Source organism: Burkholderia sp. MSMB1588, assembly GCF_001546925.1.
GTDB classification, from domain to species: Bacteria; Pseudomonadota; Gammaproteobacteria; order Burkholderiales; family Burkholderiaceae; genus Burkholderia; species Burkholderia humptydooensis.
Map to the genome: position 1 here is coordinate 2,211,231 of NZ_CM003770.1, position 23,092 is coordinate 2,234,322.

Annotated in this window: 30 protein-coding genes and 2 pseudogenes; 4 read left to right on the forward strand and 28 right to left on the reverse strand. The window is 66.0% G+C overall.

The window, feature by feature from the left end:
• The first annotated feature begins 934 nt into the window (after positions 1–934).
• The 3 genes from WS92_RS35675 to WS92_RS08930 all read left to right on the forward strand — a co-directional run bounded on the left by WS92_RS35675 (position 935) and on the right by WS92_RS08930 (position 2,276).
• Entirely contained in the window at positions 935–1,471 is a 537-nt protein-coding gene (locus tag WS92_RS35675) for an IS21 family transposase (RefSeq protein ID WP_171845200.1), read from the forward strand.
• Between the two features lie 185 nt (positions 1,472–1,656).
• A complete protein-coding gene (locus WS92_RS08925; RefSeq protein ID WP_009909378.1) occupies positions 1,657–1,977 on the forward strand; it encodes a hypothetical protein in 321 nt (106 codons plus the stop codon).
• Positions 1,974–2,276 carry a hypothetical protein gene (locus WS92_RS08930; RefSeq protein WP_015602328.1) on the forward strand — a complete coding sequence of 101 codons (303 nt, stop codon included), beginning with the start codon at positions 1,974–1,976 and terminating at the stop codon, positions 2,274–2,276. The genes WS92_RS08925 and WS92_RS08930 overlap by 4 nt, the downstream gene beginning before the upstream one ends.
• 72 nt (positions 2,277–2,348) lie before the next feature.
• Here the strand turns inward: WS92_RS08930 and WS92_RS08935 are convergent, their stop codons facing one another.
• The 14 genes and pseudogenes from WS92_RS08935 to WS92_RS31585 all read right to left on the reverse strand — a co-directional run.
• Positions 2,349–3,449, reverse strand: coding sequence for a phage late control D family protein (locus WS92_RS08935; protein ID WP_059934553.1), 1,101 nt, complete (start codon positions 3,447–3,449; stop codon positions 2,349–2,351).
• On the reverse strand, positions 3,449–3,874 hold the full coding sequence (locus tag WS92_RS08940) for a phage tail protein (protein WP_059934552.1): 426 nt from the start codon (positions 3,872–3,874) through the stop codon (positions 3,449–3,451). The genes WS92_RS08935 and WS92_RS08940 overlap by 1 nt, the downstream gene beginning before the upstream one ends.
• A gap of 17 nt (positions 3,875–3,891) precedes the next feature.
• Entirely contained in the window at positions 3,892–6,852 is a 2,961-nt protein-coding gene (locus tag WS92_RS08945) for a phage tail tape measure protein (protein ID WP_059934551.1), read from the reverse strand.
• Positions 6,853–6,854: 2 nt separating this feature from the next.
• Positions 6,855–6,971, reverse strand: coding sequence for a GpE family phage tail protein (locus WS92_RS08950; protein WP_009914998.1), 117 nt, complete (start codon positions 6,969–6,971; stop codon positions 6,855–6,857).
• 8 nt (positions 6,972–6,979) lie between these two features.
• Entirely contained in the window at positions 6,980–7,324 is a 345-nt protein-coding gene (locus tag WS92_RS08955; RefSeq protein WP_059934550.1) for a phage tail assembly protein, read from the reverse strand.
• A 58-nt stretch (positions 7,325–7,382) separates the two neighbouring features.
• Positions 7,383–7,892, reverse strand: coding sequence for a phage major tail tube protein (locus WS92_RS08960; protein WP_014696837.1), 510 nt, complete (start codon positions 7,890–7,892; stop codon positions 7,383–7,385).
• A gap of 15 nt (positions 7,893–7,907) precedes the next feature.
• Positions 7,908–9,080: a phage tail sheath protein gene (locus WS92_RS08965; RefSeq protein ID WP_059934549.1), complete on the reverse strand. Its 1,173-nt coding sequence runs from the start codon at positions 9,078–9,080 to the stop codon at positions 7,908–7,910.
• A gap of 56 nt (positions 9,081–9,136) precedes the next feature.
• The gene (locus tag WS92_RS08970; protein ID WP_059934548.1) at positions 9,137–9,808 is read right to left on the reverse strand and encodes a tail fiber assembly protein; all 672 of its coding nucleotides are present in this window, start codon (positions 9,806–9,808) and stop codon (positions 9,137–9,139) included.
• A 16-nt stretch (positions 9,809–9,824) separates the two neighbouring features.
• The gene (locus WS92_RS08975; protein ID WP_061083850.1) at positions 9,825–12,188 is read right to left on the reverse strand and encodes a phage tail protein; all 2,364 of its coding nucleotides are present in this window, start codon (positions 12,186–12,188) and stop codon (positions 9,825–9,827) included.
• Between the two features lie 10 nt (positions 12,189–12,198).
• Entirely contained in the window at positions 12,199–12,753 is a 555-nt protein-coding gene (locus WS92_RS08980; protein WP_061083829.1) for a phage tail protein I, read from the reverse strand.
• Positions 12,746–13,651 (reverse strand): baseplate assembly protein, encoded by a 906-nt coding sequence (locus WS92_RS08985; protein ID WP_061083830.1) that lies wholly within the window; start codon positions 13,649–13,651, stop codon positions 12,746–12,748. Before WS92_RS08985 ends, WS92_RS08980 begins: the two co-directional genes overlap by 8 nt.
• Complete coding sequence (locus tag WS92_RS08990; RefSeq protein WP_059929861.1) at positions 13,648–14,010, reverse strand: GPW/gp25 family protein; 363 nt, start codon at positions 14,008–14,010, stop codon at positions 13,648–13,650. The genes WS92_RS08985 and WS92_RS08990 overlap by 4 nt, the downstream gene beginning before the upstream one ends.
• A complete protein-coding gene (locus WS92_RS08995; protein WP_059929858.1) occupies positions 14,007–14,687 on the reverse strand; it encodes a phage baseplate assembly protein V in 681 nt (226 codons plus the stop codon). The genes WS92_RS08990 and WS92_RS08995 overlap by 4 nt, the downstream gene beginning before the upstream one ends.
• Positions 14,609–14,842: pseudogene (locus WS92_RS31585) on the reverse strand (hypothetical protein); the annotation flags it as partial. The gene WS92_RS08995 and the pseudogene WS92_RS31585, both read right to left, overlap by 79 nt.
• 18 nt (positions 14,843–14,860) lie before the next feature.
• On the opposite strand from WS92_RS31585, the gene WS92_RS09000 reads away from it, so the two are divergent.
• Positions 14,861–15,631, forward strand: coding sequence for a DNA-methyltransferase (locus WS92_RS09000; protein ID WP_061083851.1), 771 nt, complete (start codon positions 14,861–14,863; stop codon positions 15,629–15,631).
• 134 nt (positions 15,632–15,765) lie between these two features.
• Here WS92_RS09000 and WS92_RS34545 read toward each other — a convergent pair whose 3' ends face one another.
• The 14 genes and pseudogenes from WS92_RS34545 to WS92_RS09070 all read right to left on the reverse strand — a co-directional run bounded on the left by WS92_RS34545 (position 15,766) and on the right by WS92_RS09070 (position 23,086).
• On the reverse strand, positions 15,766–16,365 hold the full coding sequence (locus WS92_RS34545) for a fascin domain-containing protein (protein WP_141667999.1): 600 nt from the start codon (positions 16,363–16,365) through the stop codon (positions 15,766–15,768).
• 273 nt (positions 16,366–16,638) lie between these two features.
• On the reverse strand, positions 16,639–17,106 hold the full coding sequence (locus WS92_RS09010) for a phage virion morphogenesis protein (RefSeq protein ID WP_082743754.1): 468 nt from the start codon (positions 17,104–17,106) through the stop codon (positions 16,639–16,641).
• Positions 17,103–17,519: a phage tail protein gene (locus WS92_RS09015; RefSeq protein ID WP_059932453.1), complete on the reverse strand. Its 417-nt coding sequence runs from the start codon at positions 17,517–17,519 to the stop codon at positions 17,103–17,105. The genes WS92_RS09010 and WS92_RS09015 overlap by 4 nt, the downstream gene beginning before the upstream one ends.
• Positions 17,512–17,787, reverse strand: coding sequence for an Rz1-like lysis system protein LysC (gene lysC, locus WS92_RS36470; RefSeq protein ID WP_242425345.1), 276 nt, complete (start codon positions 17,785–17,787; stop codon positions 17,512–17,514). The genes WS92_RS09015 and lysC overlap by 8 nt, the downstream gene beginning before the upstream one ends.
• Positions 17,708–18,064: pseudogene (gene lysB / locus WS92_RS09025) on the reverse strand (Rz-like lysis system protein LysB); the annotation flags it as partial. The pseudogene lysB and the gene lysC, both read right to left, overlap by 80 nt.
• The gene (locus tag WS92_RS09030) at positions 18,061–18,873 is read right to left on the reverse strand and encodes an N-acetylmuramidase domain-containing protein (protein WP_061083832.1); all 813 of its coding nucleotides are present in this window, start codon (positions 18,871–18,873) and stop codon (positions 18,061–18,063) included. The gene WS92_RS09030 and the pseudogene lysB, both read right to left, overlap by 4 nt.
• Complete coding sequence (locus WS92_RS09035) at positions 18,870–19,142, reverse strand: phage holin family protein (protein ID WP_004524440.1); 273 nt, start codon at positions 19,140–19,142, stop codon at positions 18,870–18,872. Before WS92_RS09035 ends, WS92_RS09030 begins: the two co-directional genes overlap by 4 nt.
• Position 19,143: 1 nt before the next feature.
• Positions 19,144–19,488, reverse strand: coding sequence for a putative holin (locus WS92_RS09040; protein WP_004553021.1), 345 nt, complete (start codon positions 19,486–19,488; stop codon positions 19,144–19,146).
• A gap of 14 nt (positions 19,489–19,502) precedes the next feature.
• On the reverse strand, positions 19,503–19,709 hold the full coding sequence (locus WS92_RS09045) for a tail protein X (RefSeq protein ID WP_059929153.1): 207 nt from the start codon (positions 19,707–19,709) through the stop codon (positions 19,503–19,505).
• Positions 19,706–19,957, reverse strand: a complete 252-nt coding sequence (locus WS92_RS09050; RefSeq protein WP_038771930.1) for a hypothetical protein — start codon at positions 19,955–19,957, stop codon at positions 19,706–19,708. Before WS92_RS09050 ends, WS92_RS09045 begins: the two co-directional genes overlap by 4 nt.
• Entirely contained in the window at positions 19,957–20,436 is a 480-nt protein-coding gene (locus tag WS92_RS09055; RefSeq protein WP_059929156.1) for a head completion/stabilization protein, read from the reverse strand. The genes WS92_RS09050 and WS92_RS09055 overlap by 1 nt, the downstream gene beginning before the upstream one ends.
• Before the next feature lie 99 nt (positions 20,437–20,535).
• A complete protein-coding gene (locus WS92_RS09060) occupies positions 20,536–21,225 on the reverse strand; it encodes a phage terminase small subunit (protein WP_061083833.1) in 690 nt (229 codons plus the stop codon).
• The gene (locus tag WS92_RS09065) at positions 21,222–22,232 is read right to left on the reverse strand and encodes a phage major capsid protein, P2 family (protein ID WP_061083834.1); all 1,011 of its coding nucleotides are present in this window, start codon (positions 22,230–22,232) and stop codon (positions 21,222–21,224) included. Before WS92_RS09065 ends, WS92_RS09060 begins: the two co-directional genes overlap by 4 nt.
• Positions 22,233–22,276: 44 nt before the next feature.
• The gene (locus WS92_RS09070; RefSeq protein ID WP_061083835.1) at positions 22,277–23,086 is read right to left on the reverse strand and encodes a GPO family capsid scaffolding protein; all 810 of its coding nucleotides are present in this window, start codon (positions 23,084–23,086) and stop codon (positions 22,277–22,279) included.
• Positions 23,087–23,092 lie beyond the last annotated feature (6 nt).

Here is a 23,092-nt window from a genome sequence, read left to right on the forward strand (position 1 = left end):
GGGTGCATAACCGTCACAACGCAGCTTCAGTTCGATCGCCTGCGAAAGTTTCTGTTGAAACAGTCGACTCAGCTCATACCGGGTACGTCAATCAAGTATTACGGAACGGTGGACGTGCGATGAAGCGATATTTGCTACGAATCCTGCTTGCTGTCGTTCTGACGGTGCCTGTGTGCTTGGCGCTGTCGCGTATCGATTCGCTCGCGCGATGGGTAGGAAGTGAGCCCGTTTGGCACGCGCTGCGACCGGTATTCGACTTGTTCGGGTCGTATGGGGTTGAGGGCGACGCCAACGTTATCGTAACTTTGCTACTTGCTGTTAGCTTCCTGATTGCTGGCCTGATTGTATGGGGCGGTGGCGGGCTGCTAGCTTACGTTCGCCACCGAAAAATGTAGGGATTTTGAAAGAGATGCTGCGGTGGGCGGATTTCACATAATTAGCCGTCGACCGCTTAACTCATGGGGGCATTTGCCGATAAATCGGACAAATACCTTATGAGGGCTAGATGGAGCAGATTGAGCTTTTGGAGCGACCGCGGCTTACTGAACGTGAGTTGACGAGCGTCGTGCGGGACATCCGAAATCTTTACTGGATGATCAGAAATACGCGACGCGGAGTCCAGGATGCTCAACGGCGACGGGTCTATCGGCAGATCGAGACCCATAAAAAACGCCTGCTCATGGCAGGCGTGTCGAAGGAAGAAATCTTGCGGTTGCTACGCTGTTGCCGGGCAAGCTTGTGCAGGGAGGAAAGCTGTCTTGATTGTCCGAAGCGTCGCCTCAAAACAGGGCCATATCAATGAGAGAGAGAAAAATTCGATAATTTACCTTATGTCAAATTGGATCGCTAGCTGAACCTGTCGGACCTGTCAGGTTGATTCACGAATTTGTAAACATATTTACAAATCGTTACAGAATCCCACGCAGTCCACATAATGAATCCCACCGCGCCCCGTCATGGGACGGTCTCCGACTTTCTCGCGCTTACAGACGGCCTCTCCATCCGCCAAATTGCCGAAGCGCTTCGTTGCTGTACGCGTAGCGTCCGGAACTACTTGGCCGGCCGCTCGCCGATCCCGTGGCATCGCGTCGAAATACTACGCCTGCGCCAAGTCGAGATAGACGCAGCCCAAGCGGCCGCACAACAACTTATCAGCGAAATTCCCGTGGAGTCGACGATCGAGCCGGACGTATCCGCTCCCGACGTGACGCCCACCGAAATTCTCGCTTGGGTCGGCGTTCATGCTCCGCACTGCCTGTCCAGCCAGAGAAGGTTTCGCCAGTACGTTCGTGGTTGGAACGTTGTAGACAAGATCCGACACTCAAAAGCGAAAGGCGCGTTCGCCGCCGTGCTGGCGAAATGGCGCGTGCTCGTCGTCGATCTGCCGCGCTCGTGGAAGTCATGGCGATCGGGCGGCGTCTTCGCCGACACGGACTCGCCCGCGTACCGCTGGCGCGCCAACGATCCATGACCACCCTCTTTTATTTGCTCGTGCGCCTGAAGTGTGAACGGTGTCGATCTGTCGTCGGATCGCCTCGCGCATTTCGAGCTCGAAGGCGACGCCCGGCAGGCGAATCCGCCAAATACGCTAGAATCCTTCGCCTGCCAATGATACGACCCCGATAGCAACCTACTGGGGACAGGAGAGCATTGCACATGGATGAATACCGAACGCCCATCATTGATACCACCATCTTCACGGACGGCGCGGACGCAATCGGCGTCGGCCTGGATCACTGCCCCGCGTGCCAAACGAAGACCCCCGGGTATCTCTTCCACGAAACGGGAGACGAGTCTTTCGCCTTGGCTCGAGCACAGAACGGAGCACTAAAGATGAACGGGATGGAGGTTCTCGTGCTGGAATGCACGACATGCGGTTACTTATTGATGTTCAACCGCGAGCGGTTCATGGAACGCGTCGCGATTGCTGAGCACAAGCGGCTGCACGTCAATGATGAGCAGGATCAAACGAAATGAGCACCAACGTTCGCCCGTTTCCCAACAGCAAGCCCGGCAGACCTGTTGACTCATCAGGCTCAGGCGGCGATGATGGCGGCATGGAAACGCGCATCCAAGAACTTGAAAAGGCCACCGCAGACATCCGTGAGCGTCTCGCACGCATGGAGTCTGGGCTTGCACACGTCGCCACAAAGGCCGACGTCATGTCGGTAAAGACTGACGTTATGTCGATGGAAGGAACGCTGCTCAAGTGGTTCATCGGCACAGCTATTGCCCTTGCCGGTCTCGCATTCGCAGCCGCCAAATTGATTCATTGACGCAGCCCCGAGACTGCCCCGGAAGCCCCGCCTCATGCGGGGTTTTTCATGCGCCATCCACCGCGCAACAGATTACTTCCCTACCTTCCTGAAGTGCGACCGGTGCCGGTCCGTCGTGGGGTCATCGCGCATTTCGAGCTCGAGCGCGGTCGTGAATCCAACGTCGCCGATCGTGTGCGTTGCCTTCTTCACGAGCCACGCCGTCTCGTCGATTTCCGGCTTAAAGCCTGCCACGGTAACGGGCATCTCCGGGAACAGCTCGGCGCAGCCGCGCGCGAGCGTGTAGCTCATCGTCGCCTGGCTGCGCTGCATCCGCTTGAACTCGGCCTGCGCGGCCGCACGCGCTTCCGCCTCCGTTGCGTAATCTTCCGGCAGCACCTTCACGTTCTTGTTGTTCTCGCCCCCGACGATAACCGACTTCCGCTTCGCGCGGCCGGTCGAATGGTAGTGCGCGCGCACGGCTGCGTAGTTCTCGCGTTCGGACACGTGGTAGCGATGGCTGTCGCCGCTCGCGCGCGTCAGTTCAAGCACGTCGAGCTTCTTCCCGCTTGCCGTCTGGCCGGTGCCGATCGGCATGAACAGCAGGCGTAGGTCTTTCACGTTCATCACCGCGTCATAGCGCTTCGCCAGGCGCGTCAGAAACGACATGTCCGATTCGTGCGTCTGGTCGATGTGCGCGATCAGGATTTTCGCGAGCGCGTCGCCGACGGTCGGCGCCAGCGAGTAGCGCCCGGCGATCGAGCGCACGATCGAGCCGATCGTCTGCCGGTGCCAGCTCTTCTCGCGGCGCTCCTGCATGCCGCTCGTCATCGCGGCCGAGCGCGCGCGAACCGTGATGATGTCCGGCGCGCCGCTGTGCTCGACTTCGTTCACAACGAAGCTACCCTTGTCGACGAGCGGCTCGCCGGCCCATCCGATCGACGCCTTGATCGTCGCGCCGCGCTTCGGAATGTCCAGATCGTTTTTCGAGTCGTCGAGCACGATATCGATCGTATCCGCCTCATCGGAGCGCGACTCCGAAATCGACAGCGACACAAGCCGCGGCGCGAACAGGCGCGACAGATCGCGGCCGCCGACTGAAATGCGGTAATCCGGCTGCGGATGCAGGCGCGCGACGCGCGGCGCGTCGTGCGATTCCGGCCTCGTGGTGCGTTCGTTCGAAGACGTAGCCATCAGCGCTTGTCCTTGCGCGAGTTCTTCTCGCGCGCTGTGCGCAGCACGTCGTCGTCGACGCGCTCGATCGTGAGCTGAAACTCGATGCGCCGCGGCGTGCCGTCCGCCGTGTGGTAGCTCTGCGTCTCGTTCAGCTCGGCGATGACATACGCGCCGTAGACGTTGCCGGCGCCGTCCACGAGCACATACGCTTCTCCGGTGTCCGCCATCGCGGCGAGCTCGCGAATCGACGCGATCGAGCCGAACGTCTCGGGTGCGACGAGGCCATTCAGCGTGATCGTGTCATCGCCGACGCCGGCGAACTGGCGGCCGTCGCGCGCGCCGACGCGCGAGCTCGTCGGATGCTTCCACGTGCGCCGGCGCTGCAACTCGCGAAACGGCGCGCTCGTCAGGTTAAAAACGAATTGGTCGAGGGACATGAGCATGCGTGACTCCGGTTGCGTCAGTCCGACAGGCGAGAGCCGATGCGCGACTGCTTCGCGCGCTCGCGGCGATCGAGCGCGGCTTCGACGGCGCGCGCGATCGCGTGCGGGTCCTGCCCGGCCTGCGGGTAGATGTTGATGACGATCGACGACGCTGGCGCAACTGGCGACGCCGTCGCGGATGACGCGGCGAGCGGCGCGCGGCGATCGATCGGCACGGTCGACTGCACGAGCGGCGGCGTCGGCTTCGCGAGCGCCGGCGTGCCGAATGACGCGACGGCCACGGTTGCAAGACCGAGCGCCGCTTTCGCGACACGCTGCTGCTCACCCTGCATGCCGAGCGCCGCGCCCTCACCGACGAAGCCGCCGAGCTGCGCGAATACGCGGCTCGGGCTATGAATGCCGAGCTTCTCCTTGAACCAGCCCACCGTGCTGTTCGCCATGTTCGAAATCGCGTCTTTCACCTTGCCCAGTCCGCTGCTGATGCCGCCGACGAGCCCGTCGATAAGGTGCCCGCCGAACTCGGAGAACTTCGCGGGCAGTTCGACGCCGAACAGCGACAGCACGCCCGCGAGCGCCCGGTAGAACATGCCGAGCGGCGACCAGTTCAGAATCAGCGTGCCGAGCGCGGCGAGCCCGCCGTTCAGTGCCGCGCGCGCGTCGCCCATCGCTTCGACGAACAGGCCGGCGAGCCCGCCGAGCGCGCGGCCGAGCCACGTGAGCGGCACGAGCGCGACGCGCAACACCGTGCCGAGCACCGCACCGAATCCGCGGCCAGCCGCCGCCGCCGCGGACAGGCCATCGGCGCTCGCGCGCGCCGGCGCGAACAGCTTGCCGAGCCAGCCGGCCACCGTCGAGAGCGCACCGCTCAGCCAGTTCCACATCGGTTTCGCCGCCGCGAGCGCGCGGCCGACCGGCTGCAATGCGCCCCGAAGCGCGGCGCCGAGCGGCGCCAGTGCATCGCCGATCGCCGCGAGCGCGCCCCCGACGAACGCCTTGATTGGCCCCCAATAGCGGTAGATCAGCAGCGCGGCGGCGGCGAACGCCGCGGCGTACAGGCCAATCGGCGTCGTCAGCAACAGGCGGCCGGCGCCCATCGCGGCCGTGCCGAACATCCGCCATGCGGCCGCGCCGATGCCGAGCGCGCGCGACAGGATGCCGCCCTGAATCCCGAACGTCGCCATGCTGAAACGCACGACGGCGAGCGGGCCGAGCACGCCGGCGAGGACGATCGTGAACGTGCCGAGCACCGCGAGCAGCGCGGCGAAGCCGGCCGCGAGCGCGACGACTACCTTCGTTGCTTGCGGGTGTGCCTGAATCGTTGTCAGCAGCCTGTCGGCGAGCTCGCGCGTCTTGTCGAGCGCGGCGTTGTACATCGGCGCGATGCGCTCGCCGATTTCGTTCAGCAGGTCGCGCAGCTTCGCGCGCGCGTCGAGCTCCTTGCCGGGCGTCTGTTTCGACGCGAGGTCGTGCATTTCGTCGATGCCATACGCGCCCTTGTTCAGCTTCTCGTTCTTGTGGATTTGCTGGCTCTGCATGTACATCGTCGAGAACAGATTCGCGGCTGTCCGATTCGTGAAGATCGTCGAAATCATGTCCTTCACTTTGTCGGGGTCCGTGATGCCCTTCTTCGCCATCTGCGGCAGCAGCACCTTTTCGAGCCATTCGAGCGGCGACGCCTTGAACAGATCGCCGCCGAGCAGCGCGCCCGGCTTGATCCGCTTGATCATGCCGATTTTGTTGTACTCGACGTTCTTCTTGTCCAGCAGGCCGAGCTTCATCATCTCCTGCGCGGCCCGCACGGTCGTCTTGCCCTGGTAGACGTTGCTGTATGCGGACATGAGCCCGGTGCCGACCTGGTGCCCGCCCATTTCCTGAATCAGCGGCTCCATCTGGTAATAGAACGCGTCCTGGCGCATCTGCTTTGCTGCGACGCCGCCCGTCTGGATGAAGTTGCGCCACTCGTCGCCGCCGACGCGGCCGCCCGTTGCCGACAGCACCTTCTGCACCATGTTCGCTTCGTTCCTGAACGTCGCTTCGTCCTTCGTGCCGCCGCGCAGCTCGATGACCTTCAGCATGTTCATGAACTTCTCTTCGTTCGCGTGCGCGTCTTCCGCGCCGAACATCGCCTCGTTCGCGAACTTCATTTTCGCCAGCGTCGGCATCACCATCTGCGCGTGATGCTCGTCCGCGAAGATCGACAGTGCGTCGCGCATCAACGTCATGTTGTCCGACGTGCTCACGCCCATCATCTTCATCGAGCGCACGTACTTCTCGGCGTCCTTCGTCGCCTGGTCGCCGAGGCCGAGCGCCGTGATGCGCGCGCGCTCGTTCTGAATTTTCTTCGTCTCGTCGAGTGCTTCACGCAGATCGCCGAGCGCGTGCGTGCCGGTCGAGCGCGCCGCGTAACCGCCGATCGCCATGCCGCCGGCGACGCCCTGTAGCGCCTGCATCTTGCCGCGCGCCGCGCCGAGCTTCTTCTCGCGCTCGGCCATGGCTTCGAGCTGGCGCGTCTGCGTCTGCATTGCCGCCGTCGTCTGCGCGATGTTCGAGCGCAGCGTGCGCTCGTGCTCGGCGAGCTGGCGCGTGTTGATGCCCGCGCTCGTGAGCTGCGCGCGCAACTCACGCACGCGGGCGGACTGCTTCTCGTGCTCGATCGACAGCCGCGCCGCGGACTGCTTCGCCTTCTCGAATTTGTCGATCATGTCGCGCGACGGCGGACCGAACGCACGCAGCGAATCCGCCAGCCGCTTCACGCGCACCTGCGCCCGGTCGAGCTTCTCCGCGGTGCCGGCGAGCCCGGTTCGCATCTCGCGGAACGAGGCGACGGCCTTCTGCTGCTTGCCGAGCTCGGCGAGCTCGCCGCGCGTCTGCTTGAGCGCCTGCGCGAGCCCCTTGTTGCTGTTCAGCACGTTCTTCAGGGGCTTCGTGAAGTTGTCGATCATGTCGAACATCACGCGCAGTTTCAGGGCGTTGTCCATCGTCACTCGTTTCCGCTACGTATCCGGGCGCGCTCGCGCCAGTCCATCAATTCGGCCAGGGAGAAGCCGTCCATCACGGCCGGCGTCCATCCGCCAAACACCGTCGCGATATCGGCCATCGCGTCTTCTACGCGGGCCGGGATTCCATGCTCGCTTTCAGCGCCTTCGGCATCAAAAAACCGGCGAAGATACCCCCCAACGCCACGAGGTCGGCCGGGTCCATGCCGGCCACGTCGAACTCGGTCAGCGTCGGCGTGCTGATGCGCGGCAACACCTTGCGCAGCGCGTCGACATCGAGATTCACCAGTGCGGCGAGCGACGTGCCGCGCAGCGCGCCCGCAGCCGGCTTGCGCAGCGTCACCTGCGTGATGGTTTGTCCTTCGCGCTCGATCGGCGTGTCGAGCGTGTGCGCGTTCTCGTCGAGCGCGGCGTGGCCTGTCGTTTCGATGTGGGCGGTGTCGATGGTCGTCATGGTGTTTCCTTGGTTGGATGTGAAATTGGAATGGCCCGCGTGCGCCGCGGGCGCTCGATTACAGGCCCATCGCGCGCCGAAGGTCCGACGCGAGGTCCATACCGTTGATCTTCTCGACGGCGTTCACGAAGTCGAGCTCGATGAGGTCGCGCCCGTTCACGGTCAGCTTGTAGTAGCTGGCGTTGGTCGTGATCTTGAATTTCGTGTCTTCCTTCGCCTTCGCGGTGCCCATGTCGATTTCCTCATGGCGGCCCTTCACGACGACTTCGATCTGATCGTGCTTCTTGCTGTCCTCGCGCCGATAGCCGCCGGCGAAGCGCAGCAGCACGCCGTCGTGCTGCACGGCGCCGTACTGTTCGAGCACTTCGACCATGAAGCCGCCGCACGTCCATTCGAGCTGAAGCTCTTCGTTGCCGAAATCGATCTTCACGGGGCCAGTCATGCCGCTGCCTTGCCACGCTTCCATCTTGCGCTTGAGCTTCGGAAGATTGAGCTCTTCGACTTCGCCGACGAAGTTCGCGCCGTTGTGAAAGACGTTGAAGCCCTTCAGTTTTCGAGGCATACCCATTGCGTTTGACTCCTGTTAGCCCGCCACGCGCGCCGGGAAATCGGCGAGGAAGCGGTCGGTGATGCGCTGGCGCAGCACCAGATTTTCGAGAGGCGGAACCGGCGTGTAGTCGTAATCGATGTACGCCTTGCCGGATGCGAGGATGTCGGCCGTGTTCGGCTCCGGATCGATCCACGCGCTACCGCCGATCAGGTAGCCGTTCGCGACCTGCTGCCGGAACCAGCCGTTGATGCTTTCCACGATGTCGCGCGCGAGCGACGGATTCAGCGGCCCGTCGACGACGGGCATCTGCGCTTCGGCGATCGAGTCGGCGGCAACCTGCGCCGTGCGCGTGTAGTTCTCGAACGCGAACTTCGGATCGTCCGAGCACGTGCGCGAGCCCCAGAATCGGAAGCCGTTGCGGTTCACGAGCGTCGTCACTTCATGCTCGTTCAGGTAGCCCGCATCGGTCGCCGGGTCCTGCAAATCCCACGACACGTCGGCGCTGATGCCGGACACGCCGTTCACGACGACATTCGAAATCGTCTTGTGCCAGCCGATGTCGTTGTCGATCTTCGCGCGCAAGCCGGCGGCGATCGCCGGCGCCGGAATGACGGCCGTCGAATTCGTCGTGTCGTCCCAGCCGAGCCAGTCCGGCCAGATCACCATGATTTCGCGTTGGCCGAACTGCTTGCGGTACGCGGCGGCTTCTTCCTTCGTCTTGCAGCCGGACGCCGACACATAGGCCATCGCGCGCAGCGACTGCGCAGTCGCCACGAGCGCGGCCGCGACCGGCTGCGTATCGAGGCCGGGCGCCGCAAGAATGCGCGGCTTGACGCCGAGCGCGGCCTGCGCGGCGAGCAGCGCCTTGATGCCCGTGTATTTGCCTTCCGGCGTCACGGTGCCGATGACGTTCGAGGTCGTCTCCGCTTCGTCCTTGCCTTCGGCGACGCGCACGACGACGGTAAGCGGCTTCGTCTGCTGGCCGATCGCGTCGAGCGTGCGACGCAGCGTGCCTTTCTTGCCGGCCTTGCCGAGCGCGGCGACGACGTTCGTCAGCAGCACGGGCGTGTTCAGCGGAAACGCGCTCGCGTCGGCGTCGGCCGCCGTGCAGACGACGCCGAGCACGGCCGTCGACACCGAGCGAATCGGTCGGCCGCCTTCGTTGATTTCGATGACGCGAACGCCGTGGTGGTAATCCTGCGGCATGGTGTGCAGCTCCTGTTACGTAAAAATCGGGAGGATTCCCGGTGATCGGGCCGGCGTCAGGCCGGGGCGTGTTCGGCGTCCGGCCGCGCGGCGTCGCCGGCGGCGGCCGGCTCGGCGGGCGGCATGCCTTCGGGCGCGACGGGCTCGGGCGGCGGCGGCACGTAGGGCGCGGGCATGTCGGGCCACGCGATCGCGTCCGGGAACGTGTCTTTCTGGATCGCGGCAACGAGCGCCATCTGGTAGGCCGACCAGGCTTTGAAGTAGTACGTCTGCTCGTCGTCGAGCTGGCCCGCTGCGTAGGCGTCGGCTTTGCCGAGGTTCTCCCGGCGCGCGATCGCCAACAGCCGCTCGAACTCGGCCATCGCCGCGTCGCGCTTCTCGCGCGCGATCAGCTCGGGCGGCACGGTCCACGCGCCGTCGATCCACGCGTGCCGCTCGGACGGGCGCGGCTCGGTCGTCAGGCCGAGGTCGGCCGGCGTCTTGCCCGCGATCGCGATCTCGACCGGCTCGCCCGTGTCGGTCCGATAGCAGACGCGGCCGCGGTAGTCCGGCAACAGGAACCACGCGCCGTCGCGGTAGAACGGCCACGTGGTCGGCGTGCGCGCCGGCGGCGCATCAAGCGTCGCGGACGCCGGAATCAGCCAGCGGCCGTCGTTGCGCGGGTCGGCGTCCGGCTGGCCGCTGCTCAGGTATTCGCCCGTTGCCGGGCCGTAGTGGTGAATCAGCATGTCGTGTCTCTCGTGGTTAGTAGGCGCGAATCAGCGCGAGCAGCGCGACGTTGCGCGGGCGGGATTCGTCGCCACCGTCGGGTTGAACCGTGATCGCGTGCGCGTGGCGGCCACCGCCGCCGACGCCGACGCCGTGCTGGTGATTTCCGGCGCCTTCGGTGTTGAACTCGTGCCCGTGGTTGCCGGCCGGGCTCGTCATCCCGTACACGTTGTCGTTGTCGCTGCCTTGCGCGCCACGGTTGTTGGGCGAGCCCCACGTTCCCCACGGCGGGTTGTACATCTGCGGGTTCTCGCCCCACGGCGAAATGTGTTGGTGGTCTGGCGCTGCGGCCGTCCAACCGTGGTGGTCGTGCCAGCCCTGTACGTCGGTCCAGGCCGAATGCACGTGGTCCGGCGCTTCGCTCGCCCCTGCCCCGTGCGCGTGCGTGTGGTTCTGGTCGCCCTGGAATGCGCCAATCTGCCGGCTTGCGTCGACGCCGCCGCGCGCATCGGACCAGCATCGAATGAACTCGCCGCGCAGCTCGGGCAGGCGAAACGTCGTCGCGCCGTCGCCGGTCGAGAAGCAGCCCCACCGATCCTTCATCCAGTCCGCATCGGAGACGAGCGCGCCGCTCGCCTGCGCATACGCCCACAGCTCGGGATAGTCGGCACGGTTCACGAGCACGCCGTTCGCCTTGAGGAAGCCCGGCCGCACGGTCGTGCGCGGCTCGAAGACAATCTGGCCGATCGTCGTCGCCGACAGGACCGAGCGCACCCATTCCGTTGTCGCGGCGCGCGTCGATCGATCCGCCGCCGGCGGCGTCGGCACGGTGACAGCTTCTTCGAAGGCCACGAGCGACGGCGAGAACCGCACGACGGGGCGCGCGTTGCACGTCACGCCGAACTCGCCATCGGCCGCGTGATAGAGGCCGGTATCCGGTGCGCCGTCGTTGGCGAACGTGAGCGACGGCGCGGCCGGGCTGCCTTCGGCGAGCACGAGCCGCTTGCCGGGCGCGAACGACACATCGCCGGCCAGCGTGCCGCCCTTGCTCTTGTCGAGCGGGTCGAGGTTGCCTTCGTGCCACACGATCCGCCCGTCGACGCGGAAGGTGCGATTCGCGAACTCGTAATGGAACGAGCCGAGGGTGGGCGACCACCAGCCGACCGCGCTCTTGCTCGCGTAGTGGTAGCCGTCGAGGGGGCCGAGGCTGATATGCGCCTCCCCGGTGCCTTGCCCGACAATCAGGTCGCGACCGATCTTGACGTTGCCGCCGAAGACAGCGCCCGCACCGCTGCCGTCGACGATCACCTGTCCCGTCGTCAGCGACCACGAGAACGGCCGATAGTCGTTGTAGGTGCCGTCCGGCGCGCCCTTCGGCGTCGACAGGAAATAGACGCTCCATCCGTCGTTGCGGATGAGCGCGCCGTAGCCTTCGCAGACCGCGCGGAACTGGCCGCCGGCGCCGCCGGCGTCGATCGCGCGCGCCGTGACGCCTTCCGACGCGTCGACGCCGCCGCGCACCTGCAGCGCGGTCTTGCCATCATCCGCGCGCTCGCCGATCAGCACGCGGCCGCCCGACACGAAGCGCGCGACACGCTTCTGCTTCGCGTCGCTCGCCGCATCGTTGTTCGTGCCGTCGTTCAGGCAAACGTCGACGTACTCGCGCCCCCACGCGCCGGCGTCGAATCCCGCGCGCAGCGTCGCGACCAGGCGCGGGCTCAGATCGGGCAGCGCCGCGTCGCCAAACGTGCCGAACAGGCGCGCCTTGCCAGCCTTGCCGACGCCGGCCGTCTTCGGCGACACGTCGAGCTGCGCGGCGCGCTCGTCGACATCGGCGACGACGCGCACGCGCCCGTCGAACGTCGCGCCCGACAGCGCCGCGTAGCGCCGCCTCGCCGTCTTCGGCGTGATCGCGCGCGTGTCGTCGTCGCCGGCGTCCACTTCCGCCTGCGTGGCGAGCTCGACCACGCCCTTGCGCTCGGTCGTTGCCGGCGGATTCAGGAACGTCGCCGGCCCGAACTCGAGCTTCGCCGCGTCGATCGTCGCGAAAACGACATCGGTCGCGAGCAGCATCATTGCCGCGGGCGATTTTTCGAGAATCGGCGTGTCCTGCACGTACACGGCGAACAGCACGCCGTTGTCGAGATACAGGCCGAACGCGTAAAGCGAATACTGGTCGCCCGTGTCGTCCTGGATCACGACATGCACCGTGTCCGGCGCGACGTTTTCGCCGCCGAACGTGGACACGCGCTTGCGCTCGTTCGGCATCGTTTTCATGCCGCGGTCGAACGCGAACGGCTCGGCGCCGAGCCCGATTTCGACGACGCGGCGCGCGGCCGTGCCGGTGTTGCCGCCGGCGACGAGTGCCGCGCGGCCGGCGTCGGTGATGTTGATGAGCATTCCTGCCATGTCAGATATCCGTGAGGGACAGGCGGCGATACACCGCCGCGCGTGCGCCCGCGCCGATGCGCTGCGTGCCCGTCGCGCTGAAACCCTGCGTGAACGTGTAGTGCGCGGTGCCGCGCTTGGCCCGGTCGACTTCGGCGATGATGTCGGCGACGTATTCGGCGGTCGCCGGGATGCCGTCGCGCGCGCCGACCGTCATCAGGATTTCGAACGTGCCCGGCCGGCCCTTCGGCGTCTTCTCGAACCACTCGCGCATCGCGACGTTCGCGCCGAACGACGCGCACACTTCGCGCACGGCCGCGGCCGTGCCTTTCTTGCGCGCGATCCGGATCGCCGCTTTCACGCGCGCGCGCTTCACCTGTTCGGGCCAGTAGTCCTTCCACGTCTCGACGCCGAGGTGCCACGCGAGCCACGGCAGAAACCGCAGCGGGATCGCGTCCGGGTCCATCAGCGTGCCGATGTCGACCGGGATGTCGCTGATGCGCGCGTTCGTCTCCGCGATCCGGCGTTCGAGCGCGGTCGCGTTCGGGGGCAGCAGCGAGGTTGCCAACTTAGTCATCCGCGACCCCGCCGTCGATCAGCTCGATTCCGGTGCAGTACGGCGCTTGCTCGTGCGTCACGGGAACGCCGCCGGCGGGCGCGTCGAGCAACACCTTTTGCACGCCGGCGACGCGCATCGCCGCGTGCAGGCCGTCGACCGTGATTTCCATGCCGATGCGCCGCATGTCCGCCGCGAACCTGTCGGTGCGCTTGCGGGCTTCCGCGAGCGCCACGCCGCGATCCGGGCCGGAGAAGAAGCGCAGCGTCGCGCGGATCGCATACGGCACGACTTTCGCGCTCTGCACGATCACCTGGTCGGTCTGCGGCCGCACGCCTTCCAGCGCCGCGCGCACGATGCCGATCAGTTCGTCGCTCGCCGTGCCGTCGCCTTCGCGCGACAGAACCGTGACGACCATCACGCACGGCTCGGGGCTGCGCGCGGACGCGGACAGCACGCGGCCGTCCGCCGCGCGTGCATGGAACACGTACGCCTCTTCGGGGCCGGCGACGGAGAAGCCGCGCGGCGCGAGCTGCACGCGCTCGCGCAGATTGTCGTCGTCCTCATAGACCGCATCGATACCGTTCTGCGGATCAGCCGCCGTGATCACGAGCCGCTCGACATCGAACAGCGCGGCGATGTGGTCGAGCGTCGTGCCGCGCGCATAGGCGAGCAGCACGCCGCGCGATTTGTCGTTGATGAGCTGCCGCAGCAGGACTTCGCGATACGCGTTCTCCTGAAGGACGCGCGTCACGGGCTCGGATTCGAGCGCGAGCGTCGCGGCGATTTCCGCCTGGTGCTCGACCGGATACAGCGACACGAGGCGCGCCTTGCGTTCGGCGAACAGCGTCTCGAAGTCGAGCGGGTCGACGATGTCCGGCGCCGGGAGCTGCGAGAGGTCGATGGGCGTGCTTCTCACGATGCGCCCCCGTTCGACAGCGGCACGCGTAGCGACACGAGCTCGTCGCGCTCGTCGGTCCAGCCTTCGATGTCGACGAACTGCCGGCCGGCGAAGGCATCGGCGGCGGCCGCCGAAATCTGGACGCGCGTGACGGTCAAGCGCGGCTCCCACCGCATGAGCGCAGTCGCGATCGCCGCGTAAAGACGAATCCGGGTTGCGCCGTTCGCCGGCGCGTCGATGAGGTCGGGCAGTTCCGAGCCGAACGTGCGGCGCTGGATGCACGAGCCAAGCGGCGTCGAGACGATGCGACCGATGGACTGCGCGAGGTGATCGAGCCCGGACATCGAGCGGCCCGTCTCTGCGTTCATACCCCTCATAGCGGCGGGCTCACTTCGGCCGATTCGCCGCGCGCCTGGTGTGTGTGGAACGGCAAGCTCTTGCCCATCGAGCGCACTTCACCCGTGAAATCGGCCGCGCCGTCGATGCGCATGACGTGGCCGCCGCCAGCGCTGCCCGAGCCCGTCATGCCGGACTCGAACGCGAGCGGTCCTTTCACGAGCAACGCGCCCGTGCAGGTGGTCTGTTCAGAGTCGAGCGTGACCGACGCGGCTTTCACGGTCGCCGATTCCGTCTCGACCGTGACCGACACGGGCGCGATGAGGCGCACCGTCGCGCCGGCGGGCAGTTCGGCCGCGAGCGCATGCGCGTCGTGGTCGTAGCTCACGCGCGCGCCGTCCGCGTAGACGCGGGTGTGGGTGTTCGGCACGTTGTCCGGTGCGGGGAACGCGTCGGAGAACACGCCGCGCAGCGCGACGCCTTGCGCAAGGTCGCCCATCGCGCCGAGCACGACGACTTGCTCGCCCTTCGTCGGCGGCAACCATTCGCGCGTGTTGCCGGCCGAGGGCGTGAGCCACGGAATCCAGTTCGTTTGCAGTCCGTCGTCGTCCGATTCGCCGATCGCCACGCGGCAAAGCGCCGCCTTGTGGTCGACATCGAGAATCGAGCCTTTGCGCACGGCGTTGCGTGCTTGCCGTTGAATTTCGTTCGCATCCATACCGGCAATGGTGCCGGTCGCCCGCGCGGGGCGCGAGCACTCGCCTTTGTCGTGCCGCCGGGTACAGCGCGCTCGTGATCCGCGCGGCGAATCGGGCGTCGACAATGGCCGCTCGACACACGCAACAGTGCGTGCGGCACGTGCTGCGCGCGCATTTCCACTTTCGCAACACGATGACGATTCACGCTACCGACGCCGCGCCCGCGGCCGATCTTTCCCCGCTACTCGACCGACTTCACGCGACGGACGCGCTCACGCTCGCGCGCATGCTGCCCGACGCCTCAATCGACATGGTGTTCACCGATCCGCCGTATTCGTCGGGCGGGCTGCACACGTCGGCGCGCTCGCGGCCGCCGAGCGCGAAGTACATCAACAGCGACACGAAGACCGTCTATACCGACTTCGAGAGCGACAACATGGACCAGCGCGCGTGGGCGTTCTGGTGCCATGCCTGGCTGAGCGAATGCCGCCGCGCGTTGAAGCCGGGCGGGCTGCTCGTGAGCTTCATCGACTGGCGCCAGCTCCCGACGCTGACCGATGTCGTGCAGGCGGCCGGCTTGGTCCTGCGCGGCGTCGCGGTATGGGACAAGACGCCCGGCCGCACGCGGCCGCGGCGCGGCGGCTTCGCGCAACAGGCCGAATTCGTCGTATGGGCGAGCCGCGGCGCAATGCGCGACTGCGATGTGTACCTGCCGGGCGTGTTCCCGTGCCGCTTGCCGGTGCCGAAGCGGCACGTGACCGAGAAGCCGCTCGACATCGCGCGCGAAGTCGTGCGGCTCGTGCCGGCCGGCGGTGTCGTGTGCGACCTGTTCGCCGGATCGGGCACGTTTCTCGTCGCGGCGCGCGAGGCGGGGTTGCACTGGATCGGATGTGAATCGAACGTCTACTACGTCAACATCGCCCGCAGTCGCTTACGCAAAGAGGCGGTACACGTTCCGGGCTGAATTTGGGCCAGATATCGCCGTGCGGCTGAACTGAACTCAAAAAGTGAGGGACACCGGCCAATATCGAACCGCCGGCGAACAGGCGCCCCCCAGTATTACGATCGAATCTACTTGCTTTTCCGGGGCGCACGGTATTAGCGGAACTGTTCCCAAGGACCTACAACTGTAGCGCGGGCACGCAACATTCCGTATTGGTCCCCCGTATAGCCAAGTTCCGCCGAGACGTACAGTCCGTTCGCTTGCGATTGGATCGTTGTGCAACCCATGCCACAGGAGCCGAACGAGAACTTCTCCCACGGCCCCACGACGGAAGCTCGCGCACGCAGCATCCCGTACTGGTCGCCCGTGTAGCCGAGCTCCGCCGAGACATATAACCCATCGGCCTGGGATTGAATTGTCCAGTATCCGTCGCTTGCGAAATTGCAGACCGTGTATTGCTCCCATGGGCCCTTCACGGTTGCACGGGCGCGCAGCATCGCATAGTTACTCCCGGTATATCCCAATTCCGTCGAAACGAGATCATGGTTGGCGATCGACGTAATGGTCACATTCTGCGTGCACGTAGGGCTGACCACGTTTCGCACAGTGGGGGCCGAAATCACGCTCGATAAAGTTGGGGCAGTGAGTGCCGACCCATCGTCTGCGAACACCGAAGTTGAAGGCAGTACAAGCCCGAGCGCTACGTTTGCTGACATGGCCAGATGTAAAAACCGATTCCAAATATTTGATTTCATTTTTACCCCAAATGAATGTTTGATTCGTTGGTGGCCTAAATGCACGTATTTAAATGGATTGGTTTTGCTGACTCAATCAATGGGGCGTCGACAACAATCGTCGACGCCATGCGAAAGATAGATCTTTTTTTGCGCAAATCAAGGCTATTTTATTTGTCAAATATCAACCCAATGATGATCATAATTTTGGTAAATTATGCAGATAATATTGAGGAATTAATTTTGGAAATTTCACTAATCTATAAGAAATTCGAAGCACGTGATCTCTCGTGATCAGTGATTCAAGTGCCGTAACAACCGATCTCGCAAAAGCTCGCGATCCGCATCCGCGAAACCGAGCACGACGCGAACCGGATACTGCGCGAGCGGCCCGCCCGGCTCAACAGGCGCTTTCTGGCCCTCCTGGTGGACACGTGCGATGCACGACAGTCGATCGTTGAAGCCGATCGCGAGGTCCGTGTCGTCGACATCGATGCGCAGATAGCGCGCGGTGCGCAGCTTCCGGAACATCGCCTCGCGCTTGACGCGGCCGGCCTTCTCGCGCAAGCGCTTGCCGCCTGCCTTCACCTTCCGCGGCGCATAAGCGGACCCGTCCGGATTCCGCTGCGCGGCCACGCGCGATTGCTGCGCGCGCCGCAGATCGCGGCCAAGCTCGCGCAGCAGTTGACGGCGGGCCGCCGGCGACAGCTTCGCGAGCAACCCGCCCGCCCATCGTTCGAGCGCCTGAAGATCGTCCGTCATGCAAGCCACTCGTCGGCTGCGTCGTCGATGTGCTCGACCGTCCGGTTGCCGGCTTCATCGGTTCCGACCACGACGCTTTCCGACAGCTTCACTTTGAGCCCGAGGTCGACGGCATTGTTCGACAGGATGTCGGCGACGAACGTCATGCCGTTGCGGCGCGCGTCCCGATTCGTCACGAGGTCCGGCTGATTCGCGCGCGCCCATTCGACGACGGCGATCATCACGTCATCCGGGTTGCCGATGAAGTCGCGAATGATGATCTCGCACTCGTATTCGTAGTCGAACGACGCCGTGCGCGTGCCCGTCGCCTCGATCCGGCCTTCGTTGACGAACACGAGCAACTGGTCCGGCGAGGCGTTGAGCTGCGGCAACGCGGCCACGAGCGCCGCGCGCAGGCTGCTCGGCTTATTCATGGCCGTCCGCCCGCCGCACGCGCGCCTGACACGTCGCGATCATGTCGACTTCGGACGCGCAGCGCGCCCACGCCGCGCGCGCGACGTGCAGCGCGTCGCTCAGCTCACCGTTGGTTCGCGGCGCCATCGCCGGCATCGTGCAGCGCGTGACGCTCGCGCATTCGTTGAGCGAAATCGTCGGCGCCATTGAGGGCGGGGCTTGCGTGCAGGCGCACAACATCGTCAGGCAGAGCGCCAGCAGCCCAGGCGCGCACGGCGGCGTTTTCATCGATCAGTCTCCGCAGTTCGTTTCGATAGGTCGCGAGCGTCGCGTCGACGCCGGCGCGCGCACGGTCGAGTTGCTCGCGCTGCGCGTCTTTCGCCTTGGCATCGGCCAACAGACGCTCGATGACGGCAGCGCTCGCCTGCGCCTCGTGTTTCGCGCGGCGCGCGTCGTCGGTCGCCCGGTCGAGCTGCGCGCGCAGCGCGCGGCCGTGCTGGCAACTCGCGACGAGCGCGGTCAACGCGAGCAGCGCCAGCCACGGCATGAGGCGCGCGAAGCTCATGCGGCCGCCTTGCCCGTGCCGGCGTACTTCGCATACGCGCGGTCGAGCTTCACGTCATACAGGTTGATCGCGAATTCCGGGCCGTTGTAGCCTTCCGCGAACGCTGCCCACTTCCGGGCTCGAAGCGCCGCCAGCAGCTTCTTGTCGGCCGCGACGTACCGCACGAACGCGTCGAGGTGCTCGGCTTCGCCCAGCTCCATACGGGACACGAATTCGTCGACGCTCGCGTAGTTCAGGCGCTTCCAGTGGTACGCCATGATCTGGAACGCGCCCCAGCTCGCGGACTCGTAAGCGGATGCCGCGTCGATCCGCGCCGCGGTGTCGAGCCGCACGTATTCGGCGGCGCCGCCCTGGTAGCCGCCGCGCTTCGGGTTGACGACGCCCGGCCATCGTGCGGCGGCAGCGTCCGCCGCTTCCCTGCCGACATTCGCGACGAGCCGCTGATACATGACATGCCGCTCGAACAGGATTTTCGGCCGGCCGTCGTCCAGAAAGCCGACGCCGCGGGACTCAACTTCGTTGACAGCCCGCACGCACGCGAGCGATACGCCGAGCGTCGCGGCCGCGCGCGCGAGGTCGGCGTCCGTCAGGTGCTTGGGGTCGCGCTGCCCGCTGGCGAGCACCCGGTACGTCTTCGGGCCGGCGATGCCGTCGACGACGAGGCCCGCAGCGGCCTGCAACGCCTGAACGGCCCGCTCGGTCTGTTCGTCGTAAAGGTGCGATACGTCGACCGGATAACCGGCGCGCACGAGGCGCTGCTGCAGCAGTCCGACTTCCGCGCCGTGATCGTTGAATCGAAGGATGTTCACGCTTCGTCACTCCGTAGAAGGCGCGCGACGTTGCCGCGCGCGAGGTACACCAACACGGCGAGCAGAACCGCGAGCGCCGCGTGAAAGAAGCCGGTCGGCTTCGGATGAAACAGCAGTTCGATCGCCGAGCCGCCCGAAATCGCGACGATCACCCAGGCTGCCCACGCGACGTGGAAGCGATGCCGCGCGCCGTTCTTGCGGTAGGTCAGCACGCGCACGATGACGGCGAGGTGCGCGGCGAGCGCGACGAGTGCGGACGAAACATGCACGTCAGTCTCCCTTGCGAAACAGCGCGAACAGGTCCATGCCCTTCACGCGCTCGATCAGCGTGAGCGTGACCGCGATCACGAGCGCGGCCGCGAAGAACGCGGCGACGCCCGTCGAGCGGATCGGCACGGCGTGGATGATTTCAGGCGCGGCGAGGTAGCCCATCACGAGCGAGATGAGCATGTACGCGGCGCGCTTCGCGAGGCCGAGGTCTTTCGACGTGACGACGACGAGCGCCGCGCCCGCGAACGCGCCGATCAGCGCGTCGCCGTCGACGCCCGGCGCGATGCCGGCGAGGCCGACCGCGGCGAACAGCGCCGCAGCCGAGGTGGTGTTCGGTTCAGCCATTCATTCGGCTCCGGTCAGTCAAACAGTTGCAATAGCGGCGTGGTCGTCTCGATCGCGCTGCGCTCCGGCATCTCCACGATGGTTCCCATGAGGAGCACCACGCCGAGCTCGGCGAGGCCGGGGTTCGCTTCGAGCACGGCTTCAACCGTGCCCGCCGTGCTGCCGTAGTGCCGCCAGCACAGCGCGTCGAGCGTCTCGCCTTGCAGCGCCGCGATCTTCATTGCCCGAGCGCCTGCCCGTCGCGATCGAACAGGCCGAGCACGCGCGGCTTGAGCCGGGCTCGCCGGCGCGCGAGCACGGCGGCTCGTATGGCCGCCTCCGCGCCGGTGCGATCCGAGCAATAGGCAATCTCAAGCCAGAACAGGCCAGCGACGCGCTGCTGCACCTGGCACGCGCCGGCGCAGAACAGCTTCCCGCCGCGCACGCGGGACTGCGCAAACTGACGAATGCGGTACAGGGGGCGGGCCATCAGATCAGCTCCACCGTCGAGCGCGCGAGGCCGAGAATGTCGCTGATCGCCCATCGCGCGGCGCGGCGCGAATCGTCGACCGTCGACGCCAGATCAGCCGCGACCTGGCCGCCGCTCTTCGTCGTGTCGTAGCCGCGGTACTTCTCGGTCACGTCCGCGAGCGTCAGGTGGTACACCGCGCGCCGGTAGCGGGCGACGTGCGCCGATTCGCCATCGATGCGCGGCGCCGGCACGTCGGCGAGCGTCGCCGCGCCCGCCGCGCGCTGCCGTGCGCACCACGCGGCGAGCTCGTCGTTCACGGTCAGCATCGCGTCGCGCGCGGCGTGCCGCAGCCGCTCGGCCGTCACGGTGCCGTCCAGGCGCATCGCGTCGCGCAGCGCGGACAGGTCGATGTCCGGGAAGAAGCCGTCGTTCGTCAACGTGCCTTCGATCGGCGTCGCCGCGACGGCGGGCGCGGCGGTGGCAACAAAGCTGTTCATGGTCGGTTCGCAATGAGATGGCGGTGGACCGGCGCACCAGGTCCGTGACCGTCAGGCGTAGGGCTTGTGCGCCGGTGCCGCCATGCCGAGGTGGGCTCTTTACGTGCCGTCGGCGCCGTCGCCCCGACGGCCCGCGGCTTCGACCTGCTTCGTCAGCCGGTCGATGTCCTTTTTCACGCCGACGCGATCGTTCAGCGCGACCGCGCGGCGCAGATAGTCGAGCGCGCGCGCCGGCGCGGCGGCCTGCGTCGCGTAGCCGAGCGCCTTGTACAGCTTCGCGCGCACCTGGTCGTGCATGTCGGCCGCGCGCGTCAGATCGTCGACGAGCTCGAGGCTCGCCGCGTCGAACGTCTCGCCGTCGAGGAACGATGACAGCGCGGCGTCGGCGAACTGCTCGGCGACGAGCGACGCGAGCGAACGCTCGAACTGGTCGGGCAGCGTCAGGCCGTGCGCGAGCGCGTAGGCCGCGATCGCGAGCGCGCCGTCGAAGTCGCTGGCGTCGATGCGCCAGACCATCACCGTCACGAGCACGTCGTCCTGCGCGCCGCGGCCGCCGCTCAACACGCCCGCCACGTAGTCGGCGTAGTCCGGCAGCAGCTTGCGTTTCAGCTCGATCTTCCGCTCGATCGACTGAATGCCCTTGAGCGCGCGGCGGTCGGCCGCGAGCTTCGCGAGCATCAGCTCATAGGCGGTCGCGCCCTTCATCTTCGCGCCGGGCGACACGGCGGCCGCCGCGCGCGCGGCCGAGACGCGATTGAAGTGTGCGCGGGCGGGCGTGTTGATCGTCATGCCGCCGCCAGTTCGATGTTTTCGGCCACGCAGCCGCAACCGAAGTCTTCGACCACGTAGGCGTCGTTCGACGATTCGTAGTTCTCGATGCGGTCGCGCTTCGGGTTGTCGATCAGTGCACGCCGGCGCGCGCCTTCCTGGAAGTAGATCGACAGGTTATCGAGCTTCGTCACCATCAGCGCGCGTCTCGGGAAGTGCGGCACGCGCACGGCCGGCAGATTGCCGATGCGCTTCTGGCTCACGATCAGATCGGCCGCGAGCTGCTCGGTCGGCGCCTGCGTCGCGTTGACGATCGGGAAATACTTGTCGTGCAGCAGCTCGCGGCCGCAGATCACGACGAGCCCCGTGTCTTCCTGGAACCACGGGTCGATCATCGACGAGACGATGTCCATCACGAGCGCGTCGAGGTTCTCGTAGTCCCCCGCCTTGCCGACGAGCACCTTGCCGGCCTGTTTTCCCTCGTGCAGTACACGCTGCGCCGCGCGCTCGCGGTACTGTTGCAGCCAGCCGATGTTCACGTCCTGCAACAGCGGGTTCGCCTGGCGGTCAGTCGTCGCGGCCGCCTTCACGCCGTGCCAGCCGATCATGATGCGATCGACCGCCCCCTGGTTGAGGATCACGTCGCGGATGCGCTGCTGGAAGTCGGGGAACTTCGCCCATGCGTCGAGCTTGCGATACGGAATCGCCGTGTCGTAGTCGGTCTTCTCGCAGCGGTAGCGGTTGCTGTCGAGGCTTGTCGGGTCGACCGGCTGGCGGTCCGCCTTCGTGGTGTCGGTGCGGCTCGCGATCGGGCCGGACACGGACAGGCCGAGCTTTTCGCCTTCGAGCTCGGTCACGGGCAGCACGTTGATGCGCTTGAGAAACTCGCTCGATTCCTGCATCTTCGTTTCGAGCCGCTGTTGCACGGTCGGCTCGACCGCGAACTTCGCCGACACGTCGGCCGTGTCGTTCAGCTTGGCGATTTGCGCGGCGAACTTTTCATACGCTTTGCGCGTTTCCTTCCTCATCGGGAAATTCTCCTGTGTGGTGTGCGGGATGGGTCAGCAGTCGGTCAGCAGTCGGTCACGAGCTCGCCCGTCGAGCCGGTCGACGGCGGGCGCTGCGGCGCGCCGTTGCCGGTGTTCGACAGCTTCTCGGTGAGCGCTTCGACGGCGGCGAACGCTTCGTCAGCGCGCTTCTTCGCGTCGGCGGCCGCGCTCGTGGCGCTCGTGACAGCCGCGCTCAGCGTCGCGACTTCGCGGCCCGTGTGGTGCGCATGGGTGGCGACCTGTTCGACCGCTTCGCGCACGTCGGCGAAGCGCTCGTCGTCGTTCTCGCGATTGCGGGCGAACAGGCCCTTCACCCATTCCTTGAGGCCGGCCGTTTCGGTCGCGCCTTCGAATTCGATCGCCGTCTCGCACGCGGGCGAATAGAGGTTGTTCGAGCGCTTCGCGGCGAATTGCAGCGCTTCGGTGCCGAGGCTCGCCGGGTCGTCGGTCGCCGCGAGCCCGACGAGATACGCCTCACCGATGTCGGCGAAGTCGGGGTTGATTTCGATCGACGTGAAAATCTTCTGGCGCTTCTTCGACAGCGCGACGAGCTCGTCGGTCGGATCGATCTGCGCAAACAGCGCCATCTTCCCTTTCAGCGGGCCGTCCTCGATTTCGGCCGCCTTCAGCGCGATCACGTCGCCGTATGCACCGAACGGGTTGTTCGCCGAGAGCGGCGCCCAGCCCTTCAGGTGTTCGAGGTTGACGCGCGCGCCGTACAGCTTCGGGTCGTAGTGCTTCGCCATCTGCGTGAGCCATTCACGCTTGATCTCGCGACCGTCGACGGTCGCGCCTTCCACTGCGACGCGGAAGAATTTGGTTTTGCTTGCCATAGAGAG